This window comes from Streptomyces lonarensis (assembly GCF_012033735.1).
Lineage (GTDB): Bacteria > Actinomycetota > Actinomycetes > Streptomycetales > Streptomycetaceae > Streptomyces > Streptomyces lonarensis.
The window spans coordinates 14,339-38,689 of record NZ_JAAVJD010000025.1; the positions used below are offsets into that span (position 1 = coordinate 14,339).

24 protein-coding genes and 1 pseudogene are annotated in these 24,351 nt (G+C 75.0%); 14 read left to right on the top strand and 11 right to left on the bottom strand.

Annotated features, from left to right (window positions below):
- Window positions 1–6 precede the first annotated feature (6 nt).
- Genes HCN56_RS05730 through HCN56_RS05740 form a run of 3 tightly spaced genes read left to right on the top strand, consistent with a single transcriptional unit; the run spans window position 7 to window position 4,249 of the window.
- Complete coding sequence (locus tag HCN56_RS05730) at window positions 7–921, top strand: alpha/beta fold hydrolase (RefSeq protein WP_167968381.1); 915 nt, start codon at window positions 7–9, stop codon at window positions 919–921.
- 6 nt (window positions 922–927) lie between these two features.
- Window positions 928–2,556: an AMP-binding protein gene (locus tag HCN56_RS05735; RefSeq protein WP_312871068.1), complete on the top strand. Its 1,629-nt coding sequence runs from the start codon at window positions 928–930 to the stop codon at window positions 2,554–2,556.
- 46 nt (window positions 2,557–2,602) lie between these two features.
- Window positions 2,603–4,249 carry a glycoside hydrolase family 43 protein gene (locus HCN56_RS05740; RefSeq protein ID WP_312871069.1) on the top strand — a complete coding sequence of 549 codons (1,647 nt, stop codon included), beginning with the start codon at window positions 2,603–2,605 and terminating at the stop codon, window positions 4,247–4,249.
- Between the two features lie 53 nt (window positions 4,250–4,302).
- Here HCN56_RS05740 and HCN56_RS05745 read toward each other — a convergent pair whose 3' ends face one another.
- Both HCN56_RS05745 and HCN56_RS05750 read right to left on the bottom strand, forming a co-directional pair.
- Window positions 4,303–5,085: an SDR family NAD(P)-dependent oxidoreductase gene (locus tag HCN56_RS05745; protein WP_167968382.1), complete on the bottom strand. Its 783-nt coding sequence runs from the start codon at window positions 5,083–5,085 to the stop codon at window positions 4,303–4,305.
- Window positions 5,082–5,798, bottom strand: coding sequence for a TetR/AcrR family transcriptional regulator (locus HCN56_RS05750; protein ID WP_167968383.1), 717 nt, complete (start codon window positions 5,796–5,798; stop codon window positions 5,082–5,084). Before HCN56_RS05750 ends, HCN56_RS05745 begins: the two co-directional genes overlap by 4 nt.
- 177 nt (window positions 5,799–5,975) lie before the next feature.
- Here HCN56_RS05750 and HCN56_RS05755 point away from each other — a divergent pair, with 177 nt between their 5' ends.
- Together HCN56_RS05755 and HCN56_RS05760 are read left to right on the top strand one after the other, a co-directional pair.
- Window positions 5,976–6,254, top strand: coding sequence for a hypothetical protein (locus HCN56_RS05755; protein ID WP_167968384.1), 279 nt, complete (start codon window positions 5,976–5,978; stop codon window positions 6,252–6,254).
- Window positions 6,255–6,705: 451 nt separating this feature from the next.
- Window positions 6,706–7,875, top strand: a complete 1,170-nt coding sequence (locus HCN56_RS05760) for a S1 family peptidase (RefSeq protein ID WP_245245966.1) — start codon at window positions 6,706–6,708, stop codon at window positions 7,873–7,875.
- 103 nt (window positions 7,876–7,978) lie between these two features.
- Here HCN56_RS05760 and HCN56_RS05765 read toward each other — a convergent pair whose 3' ends face one another.
- The 3 genes from HCN56_RS05765 to HCN56_RS05775 form a co-directional block, all read right to left on the bottom strand.
- On the bottom strand, window positions 7,979–9,217 hold the full coding sequence (locus tag HCN56_RS05765) for a S8 family peptidase (RefSeq protein WP_167968385.1): 1,239 nt from the start codon (window positions 9,215–9,217) through the stop codon (window positions 7,979–7,981).
- A gap of 186 nt (window positions 9,218–9,403) precedes the next feature.
- Entirely contained in the window at window positions 9,404–10,123 is a 720-nt protein-coding gene (locus HCN56_RS05770) for an ABC transporter permease (protein WP_167968386.1), read from the bottom strand.
- 134 nt (window positions 10,124–10,257) lie between these two features.
- A complete protein-coding gene (locus HCN56_RS05775) occupies window positions 10,258–11,142 on the bottom strand; it encodes an ABC transporter ATP-binding protein (protein WP_167968387.1) in 885 nt (294 codons plus the stop codon).
- A 362-nt stretch (window positions 11,143–11,504) separates the two neighbouring features.
- Between HCN56_RS05775 and HCN56_RS05780 the strand changes: the two genes are divergently transcribed.
- Together HCN56_RS05780 and HCN56_RS05785 are read left to right on the top strand one after the other, a co-directional pair.
- Window positions 11,505–12,611, top strand: a complete 1,107-nt coding sequence (locus HCN56_RS05780; protein ID WP_312871070.1) for a sensor histidine kinase — start codon at window positions 11,505–11,507, stop codon at window positions 12,609–12,611.
- Window positions 12,608–13,210 carry a response regulator transcription factor gene (locus HCN56_RS05785; protein ID WP_167968389.1) on the top strand — a complete coding sequence of 201 codons (603 nt, stop codon included), beginning with the start codon at window positions 12,608–12,610 and terminating at the stop codon, window positions 13,208–13,210. The genes HCN56_RS05780 and HCN56_RS05785 overlap by 4 nt, the downstream gene beginning before the upstream one ends.
- A gap of 88 nt (window positions 13,211–13,298) precedes the next feature.
- On the opposite strand, the gene HCN56_RS05790 is transcribed toward HCN56_RS05785, so the two are convergent.
- Window positions 13,299–14,516, bottom strand: coding sequence for an MFS transporter (locus HCN56_RS05790; RefSeq protein ID WP_167968390.1), 1,218 nt, complete (start codon window positions 14,514–14,516; stop codon window positions 13,299–13,301).
- 105 nt (window positions 14,517–14,621) lie between these two features.
- Between HCN56_RS05790 and HCN56_RS05795 the strand changes: the two genes are divergently transcribed.
- The gene (locus HCN56_RS05795) at window positions 14,622–15,185 is read left to right on the top strand and encodes an XRE family transcriptional regulator (RefSeq protein ID WP_167968391.1); all 564 of its coding nucleotides are present in this window, start codon (window positions 14,622–14,624) and stop codon (window positions 15,183–15,185) included.
- A gap of 297 nt (window positions 15,186–15,482) precedes the next feature.
- Here the strand turns inward: HCN56_RS05795 and HCN56_RS05800 are convergent, their stop codons facing one another.
- The 4 genes from HCN56_RS05800 to HCN56_RS05815 form a co-directional block, all read right to left on the bottom strand.
- On the bottom strand, window positions 15,483–15,875 hold the full coding sequence (locus HCN56_RS05800) for a PIN domain-containing protein (RefSeq protein WP_167968392.1): 393 nt from the start codon (window positions 15,873–15,875) through the stop codon (window positions 15,483–15,485).
- The gene (locus HCN56_RS05805) at window positions 15,863–16,123 is read right to left on the bottom strand and encodes a type II toxin-antitoxin system Phd/YefM family antitoxin (protein WP_167968393.1); all 261 of its coding nucleotides are present in this window, start codon (window positions 16,121–16,123) and stop codon (window positions 15,863–15,865) included. Before HCN56_RS05805 ends, HCN56_RS05800 begins: the two co-directional genes overlap by 13 nt.
- Before the next feature lie 97 nt (window positions 16,124–16,220).
- Window positions 16,221–16,469 (bottom strand): hypothetical protein, encoded by a 249-nt coding sequence (locus tag HCN56_RS05810; protein ID WP_167968394.1) that lies wholly within the window; start codon window positions 16,467–16,469, stop codon window positions 16,221–16,223.
- Between the two features lie 34 nt (window positions 16,470–16,503).
- Entirely contained in the window at window positions 16,504–16,701 is a 198-nt protein-coding gene (locus HCN56_RS05815) for a DUF6011 domain-containing protein (protein WP_167968395.1), read from the bottom strand.
- Between the two features lie 203 nt (window positions 16,702–16,904).
- Here HCN56_RS05815 and HCN56_RS05820 point away from each other — a divergent pair, with 203 nt between their 5' ends.
- The 5 genes and pseudogenes from HCN56_RS05820 to HCN56_RS05840 all read left to right on the top strand — a co-directional run bounded on the left by HCN56_RS05820 (window position 16,905) and on the right by HCN56_RS05840 (window position 20,847).
- Window positions 16,905–17,687, top strand: coding sequence for an SDR family NAD(P)-dependent oxidoreductase (locus HCN56_RS05820; protein ID WP_167968396.1), 783 nt, complete (start codon window positions 16,905–16,907; stop codon window positions 17,685–17,687).
- A gap of 134 nt (window positions 17,688–17,821) precedes the next feature.
- Window positions 17,822–18,556, top strand: a complete 735-nt coding sequence (locus tag HCN56_RS05825) for an SDR family oxidoreductase (protein ID WP_167968397.1) — start codon at window positions 17,822–17,824, stop codon at window positions 18,554–18,556.
- Between the two features lie 355 nt (window positions 18,557–18,911).
- A complete protein-coding gene (locus tag HCN56_RS05830) occupies window positions 18,912–19,178 on the top strand; it encodes a hypothetical protein (protein ID WP_167968398.1) in 267 nt (88 codons plus the stop codon).
- 134 nt (window positions 19,179–19,312) lie between these two features.
- The gene (locus tag HCN56_RS05835) at window positions 19,313–19,882 is read left to right on the top strand and encodes a hypothetical protein (RefSeq protein WP_167968399.1); all 570 of its coding nucleotides are present in this window, start codon (window positions 19,313–19,315) and stop codon (window positions 19,880–19,882) included.
- A 394-nt stretch (window positions 19,883–20,276) separates the two neighbouring features.
- Window positions 20,277–20,847 (top strand): annotated as a pseudogene (locus tag HCN56_RS05840) (GNAT family N-acetyltransferase).
- 149 nt (window positions 20,848–20,996) lie between these two features.
- Here HCN56_RS05840 and HCN56_RS05845 read toward each other — a convergent pair.
- Window positions 20,997–22,346, bottom strand: coding sequence for a TraB/GumN family protein (locus HCN56_RS05845; RefSeq protein WP_167968400.1), 1,350 nt, complete (start codon window positions 22,344–22,346; stop codon window positions 20,997–20,999).
- Between the two features lie 531 nt (window positions 22,347–22,877).
- Here HCN56_RS05845 and HCN56_RS05850 point away from each other — a divergent pair.
- Window positions 22,878–24,351, top strand: a 1,474-nt coding sequence (locus HCN56_RS05850) for an MFS transporter (protein WP_167968401.1), incomplete at its 3' end; no start/stop codon positions are given.

A 24,351-nucleotide genomic window follows, 5' to 3' on the forward strand; every position in this document is an offset into this window, starting at 1 on the left:
GAGCCCATGAGCACCGCCGCCGAAGCGGAGCGCACCCCGCACAGGGTGCCGACGTCCGACGGACACCAACTCCACCTCGAACGCGTCGCCCCGCCGACGGCGTCCGACGGAGCTCCCGGCGTCCTGCTCCTCCCGGGGCTCTTCTCCGACGAGAGGTTCTTCCTCGGCCCCGACGGCCGCGGCCCCGCCGCCGCTCTCCTCGCCGAGGGCCACGTCTGCTACCTCGCGTCCCTGCGGGGCCACCGGCCCGGCGGCCCCGGCCCCGGCCGCTCGGCCGATTGGAACTTCGACACCTACGTCCGCCACGACGTGCCCGACCTCCTCCGCGCGGCCGGCCGGCTGCACAGCGGCCCGCTGTTCCTCCTCGCGCACAGCATGGCCGGGTACGCCGCGCTGGCCGCCCTGGCCGTCGACCCGGAGCTGCAACGACGGCTCACCGGCGTCGTGACCGTCTCCTCCGCGGTCAACGACCACAGCGACGGTGGCCTCGCCAAACGCGTTCAGCTGACCTTCGCCGCCGTGGTCTCACGGCTGCTCGGGAGGTTCCCGGCCCGGGCGCTCCGCCAGGGCCGCCACGACGAACCAGCCGGACTGATGCGGCAGTTCGCCGACTGGGCGCCGCAGGGCGCCTTCCGCAGCGCCGACGGCCGCACCGACTACTGGAGCGAACTCGCGGCGGTCACCCTCCCGGTGCTGGTCGCGGTCGGAGCCGCCGACACCTTCCACGCCTCGCCCGCCCGCGCCCGCAAGCTCGCCGACCACCTGGGGGAGAAGGCGGAACTCTCCGTCCTCGGCCGGCTCTCCGGGCTCAGCTGGGACCCCGGCCATGTGGACGTGGTGCGCGGCCCCCGCGCCGAGTCCGAGGTGCTGCCCCGGCTGACGGCGTGGATGCGCGACGCCGCCGCCCGCGGCGGGGAGTGAGGGGCCGTGGTCCTCGACGCCATCACCGACGCCCACCGCCGCCCGCCCGGGAGGGGCCTCCACTTCTACGAAACGTTCGACGGCACCCCGCACTCCCTGGACCACCGCGAGCTGCCCGAGCGGATCGCCGGCCACGCGGCCTTCTTTCTCGACCACGGGGTGAGGCCGGGCGCCCGCGTCCTCCTGCCGTTCGAGACGTCGGTGGGGACGATCGTCTCCTTCCTCGCCCTCATCGAGATCGGTGCCGTGCCGCTCTCGGTCCGACCGTTCGTGCTGAGCACCCCGCGCCAGGCCTACCAGGACTTCCTCGGCCGCGTCGCCGCCGAGTACCGGGCGACGCACGTCCTGCACGTCCCCGGCCTCGCCCCCGTCGACCTGCCGGTCCCCGCGCTGCCGCTGCCCCCACCGGACGCCCGCACACCCGGCGGTCGGCTGCGCGCACCCCACGACGGCGAGATCGCGTTCGTCCAGTTCTCCTCCGGCTCGACCGCGTTCCCCAAGGGGATACCCGTGCGGCACGGACCGCTGCGGGCCAACCTCGCGATGATCACCCGCACCGACGGCCGCCGACCCGACGACCGGGTCAGCAGCTGGCTCCCGCTCTACCACGACATGGGCCTCGTCGGAGGGTTGCTGTCCTGCCTCGCCGTCGGCTGCGACCTGCTGCTCGCGGACCCCGCCACCTTCCTCTTCGACGCACGCGGCTGGTGGGAGCACATGGCCCGGGAGCGAGTCATGGGCACCGTGATCCCCAACTTCGCCGTCGACTACTCGCTCCGGCTCATGGGCGCGATGGAGCCGGAGGAGTGCGCCGCCCTCGACCTCTCCGCCGTCCGCGCCGTCTACCTCGGCAGTGAACCCGTCAACCTGACCCACCTGCGGGCCTTCACCACGCTGCTGGCCCCCGCCGGGCTGCGACCGGACGCCTTCATGCCCTGCTACGGCATGGCCGAGGCTGTGCTGCTGGTCTCCGCCCGGCCGCCCGGCGCGGGCATCCGCACGGTCGCCTCCCCCTCCGGCGTCGAGGCCCTCTCCGTCGGGCGGCCCATGCCCGAGTTCACCGTGCGCGTCCGCGACGAGGCGGGCGTGGTGTGCGGCGAGAACGAACTCGGCGAGATCGAGATCGCCGGCGGCAGTCTGGCCGACCACTACTTCGACCGCGAGGCCCCTCTGGCCTCGCCCGACGGCTTCTACGCCACCGGTGACATCGGCTTTCTCGATGACGGTGAACTCTTCGTCACCGGCCGCGCCGGCGACCGGATCAAGGTGAACGGACGGAGCCTCTTCGCCGTCGACTTCGAACAGGAAGTGGAACGCCTGCCCTTCGTCCGGTCCGGCCGCTCGGTCGTCGCGCAGCGCAACGGGCGCGTCCTCGTCCTGCTGGAGGCGGACCGCACGGCGCGCACCGACCCGGAGGGCGCCCGCGACCGCGTCGTCACCCAGCTGGTCCGGACGCTCGGAGTCGCCGTGCAGGTCGGGGACGTCCACCTGCTGCGCCCCGGTCAGCTGCCCCGGACCAGCAGCGGCAAGCTGCGGCGCCGCGACGCCGTCGAGGCCCACCTCCGGGGGGAGCCGGCTGCCGCCGCCCCGACCGCTGCCGCCGGGCCCGAGAACTCCGGCGGGGCGGTCCGATGAGCCGCCGCATGCGCGGCCGCTGCCGCGCCGGCGTTCGGGGCCGCCCGTGACCGCCGGCCCTCCGATCGTCCGGAACCCCGTGCTGCCCGGGTCGCACCCCGACCCCTCCGCGGTGGTCGTGGGCGGCCGCGTCCACCTCGCGACCTCGACCTTCGAGTGGAGCCCCGGGGTGCGTCTCCACCGCTCCGCGGACCTGGTCCGGTGGGAGCCGCTCGGCGGTGTCCTCGGCGAGGAGCGGCTGCTGCGCTTGGAGGGCTCCCCCGACTCCGGTGGGGTGTGGGCACCCAACCTCACGTGGGCCGACGGCCTGTTCCACCTGGTCTACAGCAACGTCTCCACCTACGCGGGCGGGTTCACCGACTGCCCCAACCAGCTGACGGTCGCCGCGGACCCCGCGGGGCCCTGGTCGGACCCGGTGCCGCTGCACGCACGCGGCTTCGACCCGTCGCTGTTCCACGACGGCCCGACCAGCTGGCTCCTCAACCTCGTCCACGACTGGCGGCCGGGGCGAGGCGGCAGCGCGGGACTCGAGATCACCCGCTACGACCGCGCGGCACGCCGCCTTGTCGGGGAGCCGCAGCCCGTGCGGCTGCGGGACCGCTCCGGGTGGGTGGAGGGTCCGCACCTGTTCCGCCGCGGCGACCACTACTACCTCGTCACCGCCGACGGGGGGACGGGGAGGGACCACCGCGTGGTCGTCGCCCGCTCCCGGCAGGTGACCGGCCCCTACACAGCCGACCCCGCGGGGCCGCTGCTGACCGCACGCGGCGACCCGGACCTCCCGCTGCAACGGGCCGGGCACGGCAGCTTCTTCACCATGCCGGACGGACGCAGCTGGCTGGCGTACCTGGCCTCCCGGCCGCTCGGCCCCCGCGGCTCCAGCATCCTCGGGCGCGAGACCGCGGTGGCGCCGGTCGTCTGGACCGCCGACGGCTGGCCGCGCGTGCCCGGAGGGCGGCCCGCCGTGACCGTCACGCATCCGCTTCCCGCCCCGGTCGCCTCCCCGGCGAAGAGCGCCGCACCGTCACCACCGCCGGCGCCCGCCGCGGCGGCCGTCGAGGTGGACGACTTCGACGGCCCCCGGCTGGGGCCGCAGTGGTCGACGCTGCGACGCCACGCTGACACGCGCTGGCTCTCGCTGACCGCGCGCCGGTCCCATTTGCGCATCAGCGGCGGACGGTCCCCGCAGAGCCTGGTCGGTCCCAGCCTGGTGGGCCGACGTGTCCCCGCGCCCCGCGCCGTCTTCGAGGCCCGCGTCGAGTTCCGCCCCCTCGGATTCCAACACCTCGCCGGGGTCACGCTCTACTACAACACCCGCAACTGGTACTTCCTGCACCTCACGGCGGACGACGCCGGCCGCACCGTCGTGCGCAGCGCTGCCTGCGACCGGGGCGTCACCTCCACCGGAGAGGACCTCCTCGCCCTCGACGGGGCGGAGGGCCCGGTCGACCTCGCCCTGGAACTGGACGGGCCACTGCTGCACACCCGCGCCCGGGCAGCCGGCCGGCGGCACGGTCCCGGGCTGCCGCTCGACGCGACGGTGACCTCCGACGAGCACGTCGAGGAGACCGACCGGGGCGGCCTGCGCACCCTCGGCTTCACCGGCGCCTTCTTCGGGCTCTGGGTGTGGGACCTCACCGGCGCGGGGCGCAGCGCCGACATCGACCGGGCCGCCCTGCGGACCTGCGACTGACCCCGCGGCCGCGGCCTCTCCGCACGCCCGGCGCTCCGCGCGGGAACCCGCCGTCACACGGTGGTGTAGCCGCCGTCCACCAGGTGGTAGCTGCCGTGCACGAACGACGCCCGCGGCGAGAGCATGAACGCGATCACCTCGGCGACCTCCTCGGGGGTTCCCAGCCGCCCGGCGGGGTGGAGCCCGACCAGCCCGTCGTACTGGTCGCGGTCCATCTCCCGCAGCAGCGGGGTCTCGATGAAGCCGGGCCCGACGACGTTGACGCGGATGTCCTTCGCGGCGTACTCGGCCGCGGCGGTCCGGGTCAGCCCGACCACCCCGTGCTTGGCCGCCACGTAGGCGGCCGATCCGGGCGAGGCCACGCTCCCCAGGATGGAGGAGACGTTGACGATCGCCCCGCCGGCCCCGCCCGCCTCGATCGCGGGCAGCTCGTGGCGCAGGCAGTGGAAGACCCCGTCCAGGTTGGTGCGGATCACCCGGTTCCAGGCGTCGAGGTCGTACTCGCCGGTCGGCGTCACGGGACCGCCGACCCCGGCGTTGTTGACGGCCAGTCGCAGTCCGCCGAAGGTGTCCGCGACGAACTCGACGGCCCGCCGGACCGACTCGGGATCGGTGACGTCCATGGTCACAGCGGCGGCCACTCCGCCCGCGGCCCGCAGCTCGGCGGCGGCGCGCTCGGCTCCGTCGCCGTCGTGGTCCGCGATCACGACCGGGGCGGCCCCCGCGCTCAGCCGGCGGGCGGTGGCCAACCCGATGCCGGAGGCCGCTCCGGTGACCAGCGTCGGCAGGCCGGCGAACTCGGTGGCGTAGTCGGGAACGGCAGTGGTGGTGCTCATGGCGTTGCTCTCTCTGCTGGGACGTGCGGGGTTCCCCCGGCCGGGGAGGCGAGGGCCGCCTCCTCGACGAGGGCGTCGTAGGACCGCTCCACCAGAGCGGTCAGTTCGGCGACGGCGGCGTGCCCCCCGCGGCTCGGGCGGCGGGACCACAGCCGCAGCGCGGCGGTCAGCACGCCGGCGGCGGTGTCCACCACCACGGCCGGGCGGGGGTCGGCGGCCGGGTCGACACCGAGGCGCGCCGCGACGATGGCGACCGACTCCTCCTGCGCGTCGACCCGGATGCGCTGGTAGGCGGCGAACAGCCCCGGATCGGTGTCCACCCGGGCCAGCAGCGCCCGTATCTCGGGGCGGTGGTGGGACGCCGGGGTGTCGACATCGGTGAGCCACTGGGCGACCGCGCGTCGGTAGGCGGCCAGCGGGGGTTCCTCGGCAGGCCGGTTCCGCAGCAGCGTGTTGATGCGGCTGCCGTCGTCCCGGACGAAGTCCAGCGCGGCCTCCTCCTTGCCGGCGAAGTGGCGGCTGAAGGTGCGCCGGGTGACGTCGGCCCGGTCGGCCACGGCCGCCACCGTCACCGCCTCCGGCCCGTCCCGCACCACGAGGTCGAGCGCGGCGGCGGCCAGCGCCTCCCGGGTCCGGCGCGCCTTGCGGCGCCGGCCGTCCTCGCGGGGGGCGGGGACCGTGGGCGCGTCTCCTTCGACTCCTTCAACCGTCATACGGTCGACGGTACACCCGGTGATGTCTCAGCGGGACACATGTCTCAAGGAGACATCAGCACCGGAGATGCGTCCGATCGGCGGCGCGCTACGCTGCCCCGGCGCCCGGCCGGTGGCCCGGCGCCGCGCCGGGACCGCGCCCGCGACCGGGCGCACCGCCGCTCACGGAGAGCCCGCATGCTGATCGCCGTCCTGGTGCTGTACGTCGTGCTGTTCCTGGCCGCCCTCTGGGCGTCGGTGACCGTCACCGAGCTCCCGGGGCTGCCGGCCTGGCGTCGCTGGGCGGCGCTCGCGCTCTTCCTGGTCGGGGTCGGTCTCAACCTGCTGCGCTTGTTCGACCTGCCGGAGATGGCCACCGTGCTCGGGTTGGCCTTCCACGGCGCCGCGGTCGCCCTCGCGGCGGGGGAGATCGGTGGGGCGCGTGACCGGAAGGCGGCGGCGGGCGCCCGCTGGTGACCGTTTCCCCGGCCCTGTCCCAGCCGACCCCTTGCGGTCCCGCCCGCCCCGGTCGGCGATCGATGCTGACGGGTCCGGCCCACTTCCTGGTGACGTCGGCGCGCGGCGGCACGCGCGGGCGCGGTCCGCCGCCTCCGGGCGAGCTTCCGCAACGACAGCCGAAATTCGACCGCTTGTGCCAGCTCGGCGCCGCTCCCGCACGCGGGGCCGGCGACGGCCGGCCCCCTGGCCCCGCCGGGACGGCCGCCGTACCGGTGCCGCCCCGGCAACGTTCCCGACGGCTGCCGCCACCCCGGCTCTTTCGGCCGATCCACGCCGTTGCAGCGCGAGTTCCGGAACTCCACGCACTGGACGCGGGACCTTCACGACTCCTACGCTCCCACCGGGTTCGAGAGCGCTCCCGGCCTTCGCTGTTCCACCCCACTGAGGGAACAAAAGAAGGGCACTCCCCATGTCTCGCACCATGTCCCGTGGCAGGCTCACACGCCGCTCCGTCGGCGCCGGTTTGTCCACGCTGCTCCTCGCCGCCGGTCTGGCCACCGTCGGCACCTCCACCACCGCCGCCGCCGCGGCAGAGGAGCCGGCGTCGCCCGGTCTGCTCGCCGCCATGCAGAGCGACCTCGGCCTGACCGAGGACCAGGCGGTCACCCGCCTCGCACAGGAGGCGGAAGCCACCGAGATCGCCCCGCTGGCCGAGGAGGCCGCCGGCGACACCTTCGCCGGCAGCTGGTTCGACCCGGATTCCGGGGACCTGACCGTCGCGGTCACCGACGCCGACGTCGTCGAGGCGGTCGAACGGACCGGCGCCGCCACCGAGATCGTCACCCACAGCGCCGAGGAACTCGACGCCGTCAAGGCCGGGATCGACGCGCTGACCGACGAGGCCCCGGCGGGCGTCGCGGGCTGGGGGGTCGACATCACCACCAACCAGGTGGTGGTGCAGGTCGTCGAGGAGAACGCGGACGACCCGGCGGTGCAGGCGTTCCTGACCGCGGCCGGGGAGGCCGGGCCGGTGGGGGTCGCCACCCTCGACGAGCCGATCTCCACCGAAGCGGCGGGCATCGTCGGCGGTGACCCCTTCTACGTCGGCAACTCCCGCTGTTCCATCGGCTTCTCGGTCCGCGGCGGCTTCGTCACCGCCGGGCACTGCGGCACCACCGGCAACGCCGTCCGCGGCTGGGACAACACCCACATCGGCCACGTCCAGGGCCGGGTGTGGCCCGGCAGCGACATGGCCTGGGTGAACGTCGGCAGCGGCTGGTGGACCGAGCCGGTCGTCCTCGGCTGGGGCTCCATCTCCGACCGGCTGGTCCGCGGCTCCAACGCCGTGCCGGTCGGCTCCTCGATCTGCCGCTCCGGGTCCACCACCGGCTGGCGCTGCGGCACGCTGACGGCGGTCAACCAGACCGTCCAGTACTCCAGCGGCCAGGTCGCCAACGGCATGTCGTTCACCAACGCCTGCAGCGCGGGCGGTGACTCCGGCGGCTCCGTCATCGCCGGCGACCAGGCGCAGGGCGTGCACTCCGGCGGCAGCGGCAGCTGCGGCTCCTCCAGCATGACCGTCTTCCAGCCCATCAACCCCATCCTCCAGCGCTACAACCTCACGCTGCACACCGTCTGACGGGCCGGCACACCACGCCGCGCACCGGCGGCCGCGCGGCCGTCCCGGCCCGGCCCCTCACGGGGCCGGGCCGGGGTGCGCGGTGAACTCCCGCGCCCGCGGGTCAGAGACCGCCGGTGTGGAGCAGCCGGTCGGGCGAGCCCTCGGTGTTGGACACCACGGTGTCCTTGGTCGACGCCCCGACGAGCCACTCGCCGACGCTCGCCGGGTCCGCAGCCGGGCGGGTCTCCTTGTACAGGGCCGCGACCCCGGCGGTGTGCGGTGCCGCCTGCGAGGTCCCGCTCATCGCGACCGTACCGCCGCCCGCCCGGGCCGAGACGATGTCCACGCCCGGCGCGAACAGCTCCAGGCAGCGACCGAAGTTGCTGAACCCCGCCGGCCGGTCCTCCCGGTCGGTCGCCCCGACCGTGAAGACCCGGTCGGCGCCGGCGGGCGAGGCGTTGCAGGCGTCCCGCGTGTTGTTGCCGGCCGAGACGACCGGGAGCGTGCCCCGGGCCGCCACCGCGTCGAACGCCTCGTCGATCGTGCGCGAGGCCCCGCCGCCCACCGACGCGTTCAGCACCGCCGGCTGCTCGGCGTTGGCCGCGACCCAGTCGAGGGCGGCGAGCACCCCCGCCGTGCTGCCCGTGCCCTCGCAGTCCAGAATCCGCACCGAGACGAGGTCGACCTCGCGGGCCACCCCGTGGGTGGCGCCTCCCACGATCCCGGCGACATGGGTCCCGTGACCGTGGCAGTCTTCCCCGGCCCGGCCGTCGTCGACGGCGTCGTACCCGGAGACCGCCCGGCCCCCGAACTCTTCGTGGTCGAAGTCGAGCCCGGTGTCGACGATGTAGGCCGTCACCCCGCGGCCCGTTCCGGTCACCTCGTACCGGCCGTCCAGCGGCAATTCCCGCTGGTCGATCCGGTCCAGCCCCCAACTCTCGCCCGCCGGCACGGCCCCGGCCCACTCTGCCGCGCCAAGTCCTGCCGCCGGGGCGTCGGCCCTCGTGAGGTCGGCGGGCGGGGCGGGACCGGCCTCCACCACGGTGTTCTCCTCGACGGCCGACACCGCGGGCGCTGCCCGCACCGCCCGGAGCTGGTCGGGGGAGAGCTCCGCGGCGAAACCGTTGCGGACCGTGTCGTACACGAACAGGGGCGCCACGCCCAGCTCCGCGAGGAGTTCGGCCACCGGCACCCCGGGGTCAAGGGTGACGACGTACTGCCCCGGGATGACCCGGGGGGACCGCTCCGCCGCCGTCTCGGCGGCGGGCGGCGCGGCGGCGGCGCCACCGGCGCCACCGGCCACCGGCAGCACGAGCAGCAGAGCCAACGAGACGTGGCGGACCAAGGGGCGTGTGCACATACGGACTCCGGAGCGGTCGGCGCGGACCGGCCGCGGGTACGCGCGCACCCGCGGCCGGCGGACCCCTCCTGCTTCGGCCCCGGGCGGCGGGCCCTTGAGCACCGTCACCGCACCGGACGGCGCCGGGGTGCGGATCACGGTCCGATCGGGTGACCACCGCGGCCGCGCCCGCGACCGGGTGGGCCATCAGCGCCGCGGTTCCCAGCGGAACAGCCGGGAGGCGAGCGCGACGGCGGCGAGGACCCAGCCGAGCGTCGGCGCCAGCAGCAGAAGCGACTCCGACGCCGGCGTGCCGCCGTTCCAGGCCGCCAGCACCAGTTCGGTGGCGGAGCCGCCCGGGACGAGTCGCTGCCACGCCGTCGACTCGGCCGTGCCGGTGAGTCCGACCCAGTTGGTGACGGCGACCGTGCCGAGGCTGACGGGAAGCGCGGTCACCTGCGCGTGTTCCGGCGAGGTGGTCAGCCCCGCGACGGCCGCCCCGAACGCCAGCATCATCGCCACCACCGCCACCACCGCGACCCCGAGCAGCGCCGGGTGCGCCGGCCCGCCCGCCACCCCGGCGAACACTGCCAGCATCACCGCCACCTGCACCAGCGCCAGGGCGACCACCGGAAGGACGAGCCCGGTGAGGACGGCCGAGTCCGACGCCGGGGTGGAGCGCAGCCGCTTGAGGAACAGGGTCTGCCGCCGGGAGGCGAGCGTGGTGACCGTCGAGGCGTGGACGCCGAACGCCCCCACGGTGAACAGCACCATCGCGGCGACATAGCCGGCACTGCCGAGCTCGGCGAACAGCTCGTGCCGGGAAACGAAGAACACGCAGGCGGCGACGGGGCTGAGGAAGCTGGTGACGAGCACCAGGCGGTTGCGGAACAGCTGGATCAGTTCGCTGCGGGCGATGACGAGCACGGGCGCGTCTCCTCCGGTCGGGGCGGTCGGGGCGGTCGGGGCGGTCGGGGCGGTCGGGGCGGTCGGGGCGGTCGGGCAGTGGCCGGGCTCGGTACGAGGCGTCGGACGCGGCCCCGGCCGGTCGACGCCGCGGTTCAGGTGCCGTCGAGCGAGCGGAGGACGTCGTCGAGCCGCGTCGGCCCGGCCTCCAGCCCCAGCAGTTCGACCCCGTGCCCGCCGGCCCAGGTGAGCAGCGCCCGCAGCTCCCGCTGGAGTGCGAAGGTCTCGACGACGAACCCCCCACCGGGGCGCGCGACCGCCGGTGGACGCGGGGTGGGAGCCCCCGGCGCCAGGGAGAACCGGATCGTCGCCGGGAGAGCCCGCGTCAGGTCGGCGACCGATCCCTCCCGGTGGAGCGAGCCCCGGTGCATGAGCCCGACGCGGTCCGCGCGCTGCTGGGCCTCCTCCAGGTAGTGGGTGGTGAGCACCACCGTGGTGCCCGCCGCGCGCAACCGGTCCACCGCGTCCCAGAGGGCGTCCCGGGACCTGATGTCCAGCCCGGCCGTCGGCTCGTCCAGGAAGAGCAACTCGGGCCGTCCGTAGACGGCGGCGGCGAAGTCCAGCCGGCGCTTCTCCCCGCCGGACAGCTGCGACACCCGTGTCCCGGCCCGACGGGTGAGGTCGACGAGGTCGAGGACGCGCCCGACGCGGTCCTCCCGGTGGGAGAGGGCGCCCATCAGCGCGACGGACTCCCGGACGGTCAGGTCGGGGGAGAAGCCGCTCTCCTGCAGCATGATGCCGACCCGGTGGCGCACCGCCCGCCGGTCGCGGGGGGAGCGGCCGAAGACACGCACCGTCCCGGAGGTGGCCCGGCGGTGGCCCTCGACGACCTCCAGGGCGGTGGTCTTCCCCGCCCCGTTGGTGCCGAGTAGCGCGTAGAGCTCCCCTCTCGCGACACGGAAGGAGAGGTCCTTCACGGCGTGGAAGCCGCCGTATCGGAGGGTGAGGCGGTCGACGTCAATGACGGGGGTCGAGGTCATGGGGGAGATTTCACCCCCGGCACGTCCGGCCCGGCAGGGGCGCGGCGTCACACGCCGCCCGTGACATCCGGCGGCGGCACCCATGACGTGGTGTCACTGGTGCCGGCCGCCGCGCCGGACGGATACTGCGGGTCGGCCACCCGCCCCGCCATCGGAGCACGCATGAACCCTCAGCCCCCGCGCGGCCGCCCGGCGCCGCCCGCTTCGTCACACCCGGTGGGCCCCGCCCTCGCACCGAGCCGTCCGCCCCGCTCGCCGGCAGCAGACCGCCTGAGCGTTCGACGCTCCGCGGCGGGTCGGGCGTGACCCGGCCGCGTCCCGACGCCGCCGTTGACCGGCCGCCGCCGACCACCCGCCGGCGGGTGCGCCGATGGAACCTCGTGGCGCTGGCCCTGCCGCTGGGCGTGGTGGGCGCGGCCCTGGTGGCCACGCAGGCGCGCACCTGGTGGGACGGGCTGGTGCTGGGCGCGGGGCTGCTGGCCGCCCTGGTCGTCCTCGAACGCTGGACCGCGGACGACTTCTCCCGGGTCGCGACCGCCGGGCTCGCCGTCACCGCGGCCGTCTGGCCCTACGGGGCCCTGGTCGGCGACAGCGCCACCGCGTTCTACGGCCTCGCGGTCGCCGGCCCGCTGGCCGTGCCGCGCCTGTCGGCCCACCGCCGGGCGGCCGCCGCAGCTCTCACGGCCTACGTGGCCGCGGCGGGCGCCGCGCGGCTCCTCCGCCCCCATCAGGACTCCGTGGCCGTCCTGGTCGAGTACGTTCTGCTGCCCACGTCCGTCGTGCTGGTCGCGATCGGTTTCAACTTCGCCAACCACGCCTTCTACCGCATCATGGAGCAGGGACGGCAGCAGGAGGCCGAGCTCGCCGTCTACCGCGAACGCGTCCGGTTCGCAGGTGACCTGCACGACATCCAGGGGCACACCCTCCACGTCGTCAAGCTGAAGGTGGCGCTCGCGGAGCGGCTCGTGCGCAGCGACGCCGCCCGCGCCGAACGCGAACTGCGCGAGGTCCGGGACCTGGTGGGGGACACTATCGCCCGCACCAGGGAACTCGCCCACGCCCAGCGCCGGCTCAACCTGTCCGTCGAGCTGGAGAACGCGAAGAACCTCTTCGAGGCCGCCGGTATCGAGGTGGCCGTCGACCGCGACGGCGAAGCCGGCCACGACCTCGACGAGCGGATCGGCGGCCTACTGGGCCAGGTGCTCCGCGAGACGACCACCAACATCCTCCGCCACAGTCGGGCCACCCGCGTCCGCCTGACCCTCACCGCCACGGGCATCGGTATCGTCAACGACGGCACGCCGGACGGCCCGCGGCCCGCCCTCGGCGGGCTGGCCGCCCTGCGGGAGCGCATCGCCGCGGAGGGCGGTGAGCTGACCGCGGACCAGCGCCACGGCGAGTTCCGCACCGCCGCCGCGTTCCCCCGGCAGCCCGCGGACCGCGCACGACGACAGGAGGAAGCACCGTGATCACCGTGGTGCTCGCCGACGACGAGGCCCTCCTACGCAAGGCGTTGGCGGCCCTGCTCGACCTGGAGGGCGACATCCGGGTGTTGGCCGAGGCCGCCGACGGCGCCGGCGCCGTACGGGAGACCCTGCTCCGCCAGCCGGACGTCCTGGTGATCGACCTGGAGATGCCCGGCCTCGACGGCCTCGGCGCCGTGGCGGAGATCCGCCGCGCCCTGCCCGAACAGCGCGTCCTCATGGTGACCCGCCACGCCAGGCCCGGGGTGCTGCGCCGGGCACTCGGCCTCGGGGTGCAGGGCTTCGTCAGCAAGTCCGCCGACCCGGCGCACATCACCAAGGTGATCGCCGCCCTCCACGCGGGGCGGCGATGGATCGACCCGGACGTCTCCGCGCTCGCCGTGATGGACGACTGCCCCCTCACCGGGCGGGAGCTCGACGTCCTGCGCGAGACCGGCGAGGGGTACTCCGTCGCCGAGATCGCCGCCCGGCTCCACCTCGCACCCGGGACCGTCCGCAACTACCTGTCCAACGCCATGCAGAAGACCCGGACCCGCACCCGCCACGAGGCCGCCCGCTACGCCCGCGAACACGACTGGCTCTAGACCACCGCTGCCCACGCACCGGCACCGGTGCGGCCGGTGCCGACCACCCGCGTCGGCTCGGCCGGCTGCGGTCGCCGGTCCGCTCCGGTCACACGCCGGCCGCCGGTCCGCCGCCGGCCGCCCGGCGCCGCGCCCCCGCCACCGACCCGAGCGCGACGAGCCCCGTGGCCAGCGCCAGCACCGCTGCTCCCCCGCCGAGGGCGATCGTCGTCCCCGTGACGGCGAGGAGCCCGCTCACGGCGATGACCCCCAGCGCGTTGGCGGTCCGCATGAGGGCGAACACCTCCGCGCGCCGGTGCGGGGGCGCCAACCGGTCGAGGACGAGCGAGAAGTAGGTGCCCAGCGGCGGCAGGAAGAAGCCCACCGCCGTCGCACCGAGCAGCGTCACCCAGATCGGCCCCTGGTACGCCACCGTGGCCGCGCCGGCGGTGGCGGCCGCCAGGAACCCCAGCACCTGGGAGCGCTCCGGCATCCGGTTGCGCACGCTCACCCACACCCCGCCGGTGATCGACCCCAGGCAGAGCGCCAGGGCGAAGACGAAGCCCCACCCCGCCTCCAGGCCGTACCGCAGGGCCAGCGACACCGCCCCCACCTCGACGGCGGCGACCGCCGCCGACATCGCGGCCGTGCAGAAGAGCCACAGGTACACCGGGGCCCCGAACCGCGCGGGACGCCCGACCGGGGGCGGGGGCGTCCGCAGCCCGGCCGTCGCGGGGACGAGCAGGATCGGCGCCGTGCCGGTGAGGGCGAGCCCCACGACGGCCCAGACCGGGGAGAAGGAGCCGGCGACCGACGCGACGACGGGGGCCGCCGCGAAGGTCACCTCGTTCAACGTCGCCGCGATCCCGAGCGCACGGGGGAGGGCGCCCGGCGCCACGAGGTGGTTGAGCAGCAGCCGCAGGTACCCGTACGCCGCCCCGTTCACGGCGCCCGCCGAGGCCGCCGCGGCCATCAGCAGGACGAACGGCGCTTCCGCGGCGGCGAGCACCGCCACCAGCACCAGCCCGACGGTCCGGACACCGATCAGCACCCGCAGGTAGCTCCCCGCGTCGAACCGCGAACCGAGCCGCGAGAGCGGCAGCGCGGCCAGCACCTGGGCGGTCGTCATGGCGGCGACGAGCGCCGCACCGTGGGAGGCCGAGCCGGTCAGCGGCAGGGCGAGCAGCGCGAAGGCGATGGGCGCTGCCGCCTGCGGGACGCCGAAGGTGCCGTACCCCGCCAACCAGCGGACGAGAGCGGAGCGGCCGGCCGGGCCGGGCCGCCCGTCGACCGACAGCTCCGGCCCCGTATCGTTGCGCTGCGTCATCCCGCCCCTTCACGCCGCATCGGTCCGTACCCACGGCCCGACGGCCATCAGTACCACGCTGCGCACTATATTGCCCACTTGGGTGACGGGTCCCCTGGAGGAGGAGTGACCGAGAAGCTGAACCCCGGCGTCGCGCGCGACATCGGCCGCCGTGTCCGTGCCCTGCGGGAGGCGGCCGGCATGAGCGTGACCCGGCTGGCCCAGGTCAGCGACGTCAGCCGCCGGATGCTGACCCAGGTCGAACTCGGCCAGGCCAACCCGAGCATCGGGACGGTCGACAAGGTCGCGGCCGCCCTCGGGACCACCTTCCCGGGACTCCTCGGCGTCGTCGACCACGCGCCCCCCGCGGGAGTGCAGATCTGGTCCACCTCCGACGACAGCTGGGCGTACCTGCTCCGCGCCGTCGAGACCCCGGACCTCTCCGTCGAGCTGTGGCGACTGCGACTCGTGGGGGAGGAGGGCCACCGCGTGGGACCGACGGCCGGTGCGCCGGACTCCATGCTTCACGTGCTGGAGGGGACCGTGCGGGTGGCCACCGGTGGCGATGTGGCCTCGGTGGCCGAGGGGCGCTCCGGCACCCTCGCGGCCGACGTCGAACACCGCATCACGGCGATCACGCCCGTCGCCGCGTTCCTCCGCGTGGTGATGGTCCCCCGCTCGCACCGCTGACCGGGTGCCGAGGTCGCGCGGCCTGCCGTGTCCGGCGGCAGAGGTGCGACGACCCTTCGGCGTCACGCCGGGCGCGCGCCCCGGGGCCCGGCCCACCCACCGATGCGCGGCGGCCCCGGCCGGGAGGGGCGGGTCCGTCCCAGGGGCGGGGAAACAGCGGCGGGTGAGGCCGGCCGCGACCGCGGCTCGCCGCACAGCCCGCTCCCCGGCCTACCTCCGGGTGATGGCAGCCCGCCGCGGCCGGGGTGCAGGCGGCACGGAGGGCGGTGCGGTGACCGCCCCGTCGTGGGTGCCGGGTCAGGCGACCGCCACGCCCGGCAGGTCGTCGAATCCGGCCTTGCCGTCGGTGGTCAGCACCGCGCGAGCGGTGCCGGCCGCCGTGGCGGCGATGATGAGGTCGTGCGCGCCGCGCGGGCGCCCCTCCGCGCGGACGTGGGCCAGGAGCCGGGCGTGCGCGCGGGCGATGTCGAGCGTGTAGTCCTCGACGGGGATGACGGCGAACACCAGGTCGGCGAACTCCTGCCGCCGCTGCCGCCGCTGAGGGGTGTCGGCCCGCTCGACCCCCGTGAGGAGTTCCGCGCCGGTGACCGCGGCTATGGCGAGGTCACCGTTGCGGTTCAGCCGGTCGAGGTCGAGTCGGCCGCGCTCCGCCTCGATCAGTATCCCGGTGTCCAGGATCAGTCGCTCCACGGATCGTCCTGCGTCAGCAGCTCACGGGAGCCGAGGACGTCGTCCTCGTATGCCGGGTCGTCCTCGGGGTGCCGCGCCCGGAAGGCCGTCAGCGCGTCGCTGAAGTCGCCGCCGTTGGCGACGGGCGCCGGGCCGATGAGTGCGAGCCGTCGCCCGCCTCGGGTGATCACGATGGTCTCCCCGTGTTCCGCTCTGTCGAGGACACTCGCGAAGTTCCGCGACGCCTCGGAGGCCGTCATCAGTCGCATGCCATCAGAATATCAGAATCGTGCTGTTGGGGCCGGGGCGTGGCCTGTCGTTCCGGCACTCTGGGGGCGGCCGGTTCGCGGCCGCCCCCAGAGCGCGTCAGGGGCTGTCCCCGGCCCAGTCCCACCGCGCGGGCTCGCCCGGCCTCGGGCGGTAGTGCGCCCGCCCGCCGGCCCCGAACTGCCCGATCTCCGTGGTCAGCGCCGCGCCCTCGGCGAGGCGGTCCGCCTCCCGGTCGGTCACGTCGAGCAGCAGGCCGTCCAGCGGGCCCGCGCACAGTTCGACGTACCGCCGCCCCGTCTCGGGCGCGGCGTCCTCGTGGTCGCTGCCGTACACGCGTCGCTCCATACCGGCATCGTCGCAGCGAGCACTGACAGCGGACTCACAGACCGGGCAGCGCGTCCTGCTGGACGCCGCCGACACGCGGGGTCGGGGCCTCCCTGATGTGCAGCTTCTCCCGGCAGCCCTCGCCGAGCTGCCACTGCCGCGCGACGGTCGTCGTGAGCCGCCTGCCGCAGAGCCGGCACACGGCGGGCGGCCGGGGGTCGCCCGGCGGTACGTCGAGGAGGGGATCTGTCATGGCACCGGTTTAGCAGAGCCCACGGACCGTGCGGTGCGCACGGGACCCTTCCGTGGCGCGTCCGGACGACCGCCGGAGCGTCATACAGGTGAGGACCCCGATGCATGCCGTCCGTCGGACGCCGGCGCTGCGGTTGCCGTATCGTCCTTGCGCCGGGGGCGGCCCGCCCCCGGCGCCGACCGCCCACCCCGAACGGAGCTGCCGTGATCGATCCCCGGCTCGCGGGCCGGACCGTCCTCGTGACGGGCGGTGCCGCCGGCATCGGAGCGGCTGTCGGGCGCGCGTTCGCGGCCCAGGGCGCACGGGTCGCCGTCCACCACCTCGGCCCGACACCGACCCTGACGGCTGACGCCGTCCGGGAGCACGCGACCCCTTCGGCCGAGGCGGCCGAGGCGCTTGCCGGTGAACTCGGCAACGACTCCTTCGCCCTCGCGGCAGACCTCTCCGACGCGGACGCACCCCGGCACCTCGTCGAGGCCGTCGTCCACCGGACCGGAGCCCTCCACGTCCTGGTCAACAACGCGGCCCACTGCGAATCCCCGGACACGGTGGGCACCCTGACCCACCGCTCCCTGCACCGGCACTTCTCGGTGAACGCGGTCGCACCCGCACTCCTCACCTCCGAAGCGGTCGGGCGGCGCCGGGACGGCCACCCCCTGTGCGTCGTCAACATCAGCACCGACGCCGCGCGCGCCTTCCCGGGCCAGACGGGCTACGGCGCCTCCAAAGCAGCGCTGGAGGCGCTGACACGCTCCACCGCCCTCGACCTCGCTCCTCTCGGCGTCCGGGTCAACGCCGTCGCACCGGGCCCGGTGCAGACCGGTTGGATGGACGACGACCTGCTCGCGCAGGTCGAACGTGCTGTTCCCCTGGGGGGCGCCGGCACGCCCGCCGACATCGCCGACGCCGTCGTCTTCCTCGCCTCGCACCAGGCACGGTGGATCACCGGTCAGGTGCTGCAGGTCGCCGGCGGCCACGCGCTGTGAGCACCCGACGCCCCCTCGCGCAGACGGCCACGCCGTCGCGTCGTAGGCTCGGGGCAAGCGAGCCGCAACACCGCCGCGCGGCGGGCCGGTCGGGCCCGCACACGTACCCCGCCGACGAAGCAGAGCGAGGACCGATGCACCACGTACTGACCGGGCGACGGGTCGTCATCACGTCGGCCGGGCGCGACTTCGGCCGCACCCTGGCGATCGAACTCGCCGGCAGGGGCGCTGAGATCTTCCTGTCGGCCCGGGACCCCGCAGCGGCCGAACGCGTCCGTGACGAGATCCGGGGCCGCGGGCACGGGGCAGTCCACGCCTTCCCCTGCGATCTCCGGGACCCCGGCTCCATCCGCGACTTCGCGCGCGGCGTCTCCGACGTGACCGACCGGGTCGACCTGCTCGTCAACAACGGCGCCCGGTACCTCGACGGCGCGGACCTGCTGTCCGCCGACGACGCCGACATCACCGACACCATCGCCTCCGGCGCCACCGGCACCGTACTGGCGGTCAAACACTTCCTGCCGCTCCTGCTCCGCTCGGAGACACCGGACATCGTCACCATGGTCTCCACCTGCGGAACCGCCGGGCACCACCGTTCCGAGGCCCACGACGCCTTCTACGCGGCCAAGAGCGCACAGGCGGGCTTCTCCGAGATCCTCTCCAAGCGGCTGCGGCCGCAGGGCGTGCGGGTGATCTCGCTCTACCCGCCCGACTTCGACAACGCCGACCCGTTGTCCGAGGAGTGGCAGAACACCCCGCGCCGGGCCGAGGACGCCCTGACCGCCCAGTCGTTGGTCGAGTGCGTCCTGTTCGCCGTCGGACAGCCCCGCGACTGCTTCATCAAGTCCTTCCACTTCGAGCAGGTCTGACCGCCGCTCGGCCCGTGCCGACGGACCGGACCGAGCGGCTGCGGTGCACGCTAGGGCACCGCAGCCGCTCGCATCCCCGACGCCTCGCGGCGCACACCGCTCTCCGCTCCCGCGCCGACATGACCGTGCCGCCGAGACCGACCGAAAACCACGCCCCTGACGCGGGGGTGCCGGGGTAGGCGAGAGCCGGGCGACGGAAGCCAGTCGCTCCGCGCGGCCACCGGGTCGTCGGACGGGGTACCGCACGGCGCCCCGCCCCACTGCCGCACGGCCCGCACCCGGGCTCCTGCGCGGCGGGCAACCGCCCGCTCGCGCCCGGCCCGTCGTCCGGAACCGGAGAGAGCGAGACGAGGTCATGAAGAAGAGGACATGGATTGCCGGCGGCGTCGTCGTTGCGAGCGTGGCCATGGCGGTGCTGCTCGCCAACGAGACCTACGACTCCACCGCCTTCGTCGTGCTGGCCCTCATCGCCCACGCCGTGGTGGCCGTGGTCGGGCTGCGCCTCGCGCGCCGTTGGAGGGCCGACAGGTCCGCCGCGAAGTCGTCGGGCGGGACGGCACCGGCGGAGACCGCTCCGGCGCAGCCGGCGCCGCAGCCCGAGAAGAGCGGGCGCGTCGGGTAGCCGACGCGCCGATGCGGACGGGGCCGACCGCCCGTCGGCACGAGCCGGGCCTTCGTGCCGAAAGCGGTCTGTTCACCGGAGGGAGCACTTGGCACGATCGGCGCGACACCCGTTGTGCGCCGGGAGGACTACCTGTGCTGCCGAACTACTTCAACACCAAACCGCTCGCCGACTACATGCGCCACGACCTGAACATCCCGGCCGACAGGGAGGCCGGCAGCCTCTCGGCAGGACGCGTCGGGCGGATCGCCGCCCTCGCCGCGGCCTCTTCCGCGGCCTACGCCGCGACCGGCCACCTGCTGGCGCTCCTGGCCCTGCTGCCGGCACCCGCGCCGGCGGAGGAGGGGGATGAGGACCGCCGGACGTTCTGGACCGACCTGCGCCGGGCGTCCGGGGCGTCCGCGCTGCTGCCGGCCAACCTCAGGATCGGTGTGGTCGCGGCCCTGGACGGGCACGGCGCAGGGTTGGCCACGCGGCTGCTGGGGGCCTTCGGCGGCATGAGCACCGATCAGCGTGTCGCCACGGCTCTGCTCGTCGGCGAGCACCTCACGAACGGTGACGACTTTCCCGGACCGGCGAGCACGACCGGTGAACTGTGGCTGCGGGACGTCGAGCTGACCGCCTGGCAGATCATCCACCACCACCGCCGGCCCCCCACCCGACAGGCCCGCGAACAGTTCCGCGAGGCATGGAACCGGCTCTGACAGCGACGATGCGAGGGGTGGTTCCGCCGATGAGTCCGACTCGGCCTCCGGCTGACATCGCAGGCCCTGTTCGGGATGTGTCGGCTCGTGGGCGGGACCACCACGCATGCGGCCGGACGGGCGCGACGGGCGTGGCCCGCCTCCGAGGCGCGGTCCGCCCCTTCCGGGGTTGCCGTCGTCCGTTGCCCCGGCGGCATCTCCCGGTCGGCTCGTCAGGGTCACCATCGACGGGGCGGAACACGCCATGATCGACATGCCGGGCCGGTGGACGCCCCCGCACGGGTCGCGCCTCCTGACGAGCCACGACCGGAGCGCGCGGTAGCATCGCGGCCCGAGCGCACCCGCGTGCGCGTGACGAGGAGTCGGGGACCGACCGGCGGACATCGGAGGCGGCGTGATTCGAGCGGCGCGGGACCAGGACATCCCCACTCTGCGAGCGATCGAACGGGACGCCGGCAGGGTGTTCACCACCCTGGGCATGGCGGAGATCGCCGAGGACGAACCGCCCTCCGCCGGAACGCTCCGCCGCTACGTCGAGCAGCAGCAGGCCTGGGTCCACACGGCCGATGGGAGGCCGGTCGCCTATGTGCTGGTCGACATCGTCGACGGATGCGCCCACATCGAGCAGGTCTCCGTCCGCTCGGCCCACGCCGGCCGCCGCGTCGGAGCGGGCCTCATCGAGCACGTCGACGCGTGGGCCGCCCGTGGCGGCGCGGCGGCGCTCACCCTCACCACCTTCACCGACGTCCCGTGGAACGGGCCGTACTACGAGCGGTGCGGATTCCGTCGGCTGTCCGACGCCGAGGTCACCCCGGGGTTGCGGGAACTCCGCAGGGCCGAGGCCGAGCACGGGCCTCGACCGCTGGCCCCGTGCGTGCATGCGGCGCGAACTGCGGGCCGCCCCGCACCCCGGTGACGCAGCGACGCCGAGCCCCGGCCGAGACGGCAGGGCCGCCACGTCGTGACGGCAGGACCGGACCCGTCGGCCCTGCACGTGAGCCGCGACGCCGCCCGCCACGCTGCGGCCCGCGCCGCTCCTCCTACCGGTCGGCACGCCCCGGACGCAGACCGCCCGAGGAGGGCGTCCCTGCGTCCGGGGCGTGCTGCCGGGCCGTCAGGAGGGATGGGCGAGGCGTCGGAAGCGGTCGTCCTCATAGCTGACCGCGGGGATGCGCAGCAGGTCGTCCACGCCGGGGAAGCCCGCGCCGTCCTCGAACGGGGTGCCGTGCAGCGACGCGTCCTTCGGCTGGTCCGTGTACATGCCGGTGTGCCGGCTGCCGAGTTCCATCAGGTACCGCTCCTCGGCCACGGCCGAGGAGCGGCGCCGGTCATGGGAGACGACCTGGGCCGCGTAGGTGTTCATCCCGGCCACGCGTGCGAAGAGGTCGTTCGCGGGCATCGGCGGCCGACGGGCGGGCCGGCCGTCGAGCCCCCTGACCCGGACCCCGTGCGTCCGGGCGGCTTCCAACACCGCTCGTAGGCCCGTCGTCCCCAGGCCCATGGAGCTGTCGTACCGGGTGACGAACGCCAGCAGCCCGGGGCTCATCTCCTGGCCGGCGAGGTAGGAGTCCACGTCGGCCTGATAGCTGTCGTCGCGGACGCTCTCCAGGTAGAGGGTCTGCACCCCGGCCGCGCGCAGCTCCGCCATGTGGGCGTGCAGGAACTGCCACGTCTGCGAGCCGGAGTGGCCGCCGCCGATGGCCACTCCCTCGAACCGGGCCAGAAGGGAACGCAGGTCGTCCATGGCGTCCGAGGACTCCGGGCTCCGCAACGCGCTGTCGACGGTGTCGTGACGCTGCCGACGCTCCTCCGGTGTCTCGGTGTAGGAGTGCCGTGCGGCTCGCGCGTCGCGGCCCAGCCGACGGTCCCGCGCGTCCTGCCCGCTCCAGTAGCCGCGCGTGGCCCCGTCGGCGCGGCCCATCCCTTCCAGCACCGCGTTGCGCCCGGCAGTGTCGGGGATGTCGGGGGCCAACCGCCGGACGGAACCCAGGCTGTAGTGAAGCGCCGGGTCGGCCTCCTGGAGCGTCTGAGGGTCCTGGTCCACCGTCAGACGCTGTTTGTGGCTCGCACCCCGGACCTGCGCAGGGAGCTGCTGCCACTCGTCCTCCCGCAGCTCGTTGCGGGTGCGGTCCTGCTTGCGGGACGGCCGGGGGCCGCGTACCCGCAGCGAAGGGCCGGCGGGGTGCCGGTGGAGTTCGTCGTACTCCGTCCGCTGCACCGCCGCAGTGCCCCCGGACGCCGCCGCGGGCCGTCCAACCGGCGTGAGGCCCCGGCCCGCGGTGGACGGCACGACGCCCTGTTCGGCCACCAGGCGGGAGACCGCCGAGTTCCCCGCGAGCCCTTGGAGCCGCAGCAGCCCGCCGGTCGCCGCGTCCTGCTCCGCCCGCGGTGGCACCCCTGCCCTCGCCGCACCCTGCCGCGGCGGACCGTGCCGCCGCTCGTCGCCTCGCTGCTGCTCCCGCACGCGTGCTCCTTGCATCAACCTGCATGGGATGTTCAGTCTCACCGCCCGCATCCACCAGCACGGCCGGCCGCCGCGGTTCCCGGCCTGTGGACAGCCCGACACACCGCGCGAGATGACTCTTTCGTGCTGTGTGCCTCAGGAAACACAACACCTCCGAACGAGTGACCCGCGTTCGGCGCCCACCGCACCGGCCTCTCCTCGGTCGTGAGGAGGGCCGGGCTCGCCCGAGAACGGCGGTGCGGCTCGCCGGCGGCGCACCCCGCCCGCTACGGTGGCCCCGTTGAGGAGGCGCTCTGCGCTCGAGGCGCGGATTCGGTGCTCAGCGCCGTGCGCCGACGCGGCGCAGCGCTTCCCGTGCTCGCGGCCCTGGCTCCCGGCCGGTCACGCCTTCTTCTCCTCCCGCAGCGCCGCCTCCCGTCGGAGGCGTTCTGTGGCTGCATCCTTCCCCCCCCGGTGTCTCGAGCCGCCGTACGTCCGTGCGGCGGCGGCAAAACAGCGCCCCAAGGGCAGCCCGAGGAGGAGAGAGTGCTCATGTTGCGACGCCACGAGAAGCGCGACGGCGGTGCGCCACCGGCTACCGCCGGTCAACGGTGGGCGCTGCTCGCCGTGTGTACCGGCGTCTTCTGCATCCAGCTCGACGCCTTCGGCCTGGTGCTCGCCCTCCCGGAGATCGGTCGCGACCTCCACGCGGACGCCGCCGGCCCGCCGTGGGTGATCAGTGCCTACCTCCTGGCCACCGGCGCGCTGATGCTGGGAGCGGGGCGGTGCGGCGACCTGCTCGGCCGCCGGCGACTCCTCCTCGCGGGGTTCGCCGTCTTCGGCGCGGCGTCGGTGGCCTGCGCACTCGCCCCGGCCCTGCCGTTCCTCGTCGGCGCGCGGGTGGTCCAGGGAGCCGGGGCCGCGATGATCATGCCGGTGGGGCTGTCCCTGCTGACCGCTGTCCATCCGGACGAGTTGCGGGGGCGGGCCATCGGCTGGGCTCTCGGGGCCGGGGGAGTCGCCACGGCCTGCGGTCCGTTCGTCGGCAGCGCGCTGACGGCCTCGGCGTCCTGGCGGGCGCTGTTCTGGGTCAACCTCCCGCTGACCGTGCTCGGCGCGCTCTGCGCGTCGAGGGCCGCCGAGAGCCGCGGGTACCCTGCCTGCCGCAGCATCGACCTGCGTGGTCTTGCCGGTGTCACCGCGGCGCTCGCGGCGCTCTGCGTCGTCGTCCACCGCGGACCGCGGTGGCCCTGGCCCGCCGTGTCGGCAGCGGTGATCGTCGCGGCAGCCCTGCTGGTCCTGTTCCTGCGGCGGCAGCGGTCCGCGGCCCACCCGCTGGTCGATGCCGGCCTGCTGCGCAACGGGCCGTTCGTGGCGGTCACCCTGGCCGGTGCCGCGGCCAACGCCACCACCGTGACGTTCCTGGTCGTCGTACCGCTGGCTCTGCAGGGTCGCTGGGGGCTCCCGGTCGGCCACGCGGGCGCCGCGTTCCTGGCTCCCGCGCTGGCGATGGCGCTCGCCGGGCCGGTCGCCGGAAGGGTGCCACCGGCGGTCGCGGTGCGGCTGCTGGCGGCGTGCCTCTGCGGCGGAGCGCTCGCGCTGGCATCGCTGTCCCGGGCGTCCTCCCTCCCCGCGTACCTGGCCCTCGCCACGCTGGGCGGGGCGTTCCTCGGCACGGCCAACGCGCTGACGCTCATCACCACCCAGGCCGTGATCCGACCGGAGCGGGCCGGCGAGGCCTCGGGGGTCACCAAGACGATCGTCACTGTGGCCGCCGGCCTCTGGCTCGGGCTCAACGGGTCCGCCGTCGGCCCGGAAGCCGGCGCGGGTGCCCCGGGAGCCACCGGCCCGGCGCTCTCCACGGCGGTGGGCGCCCTGGGCGCGGGCGTGCTGCTGGCAGCCTGGAGCCGCAACGCCTCCGCGCCGGCCCCGACGTTGCGGACGGGCGGAGAGCCGCGGCGGAGCGGCGAACGTTCCCGCGCGAGCCGTAGGCGTCGAGCTGGATGCAGAAGACGCCGGTACACAC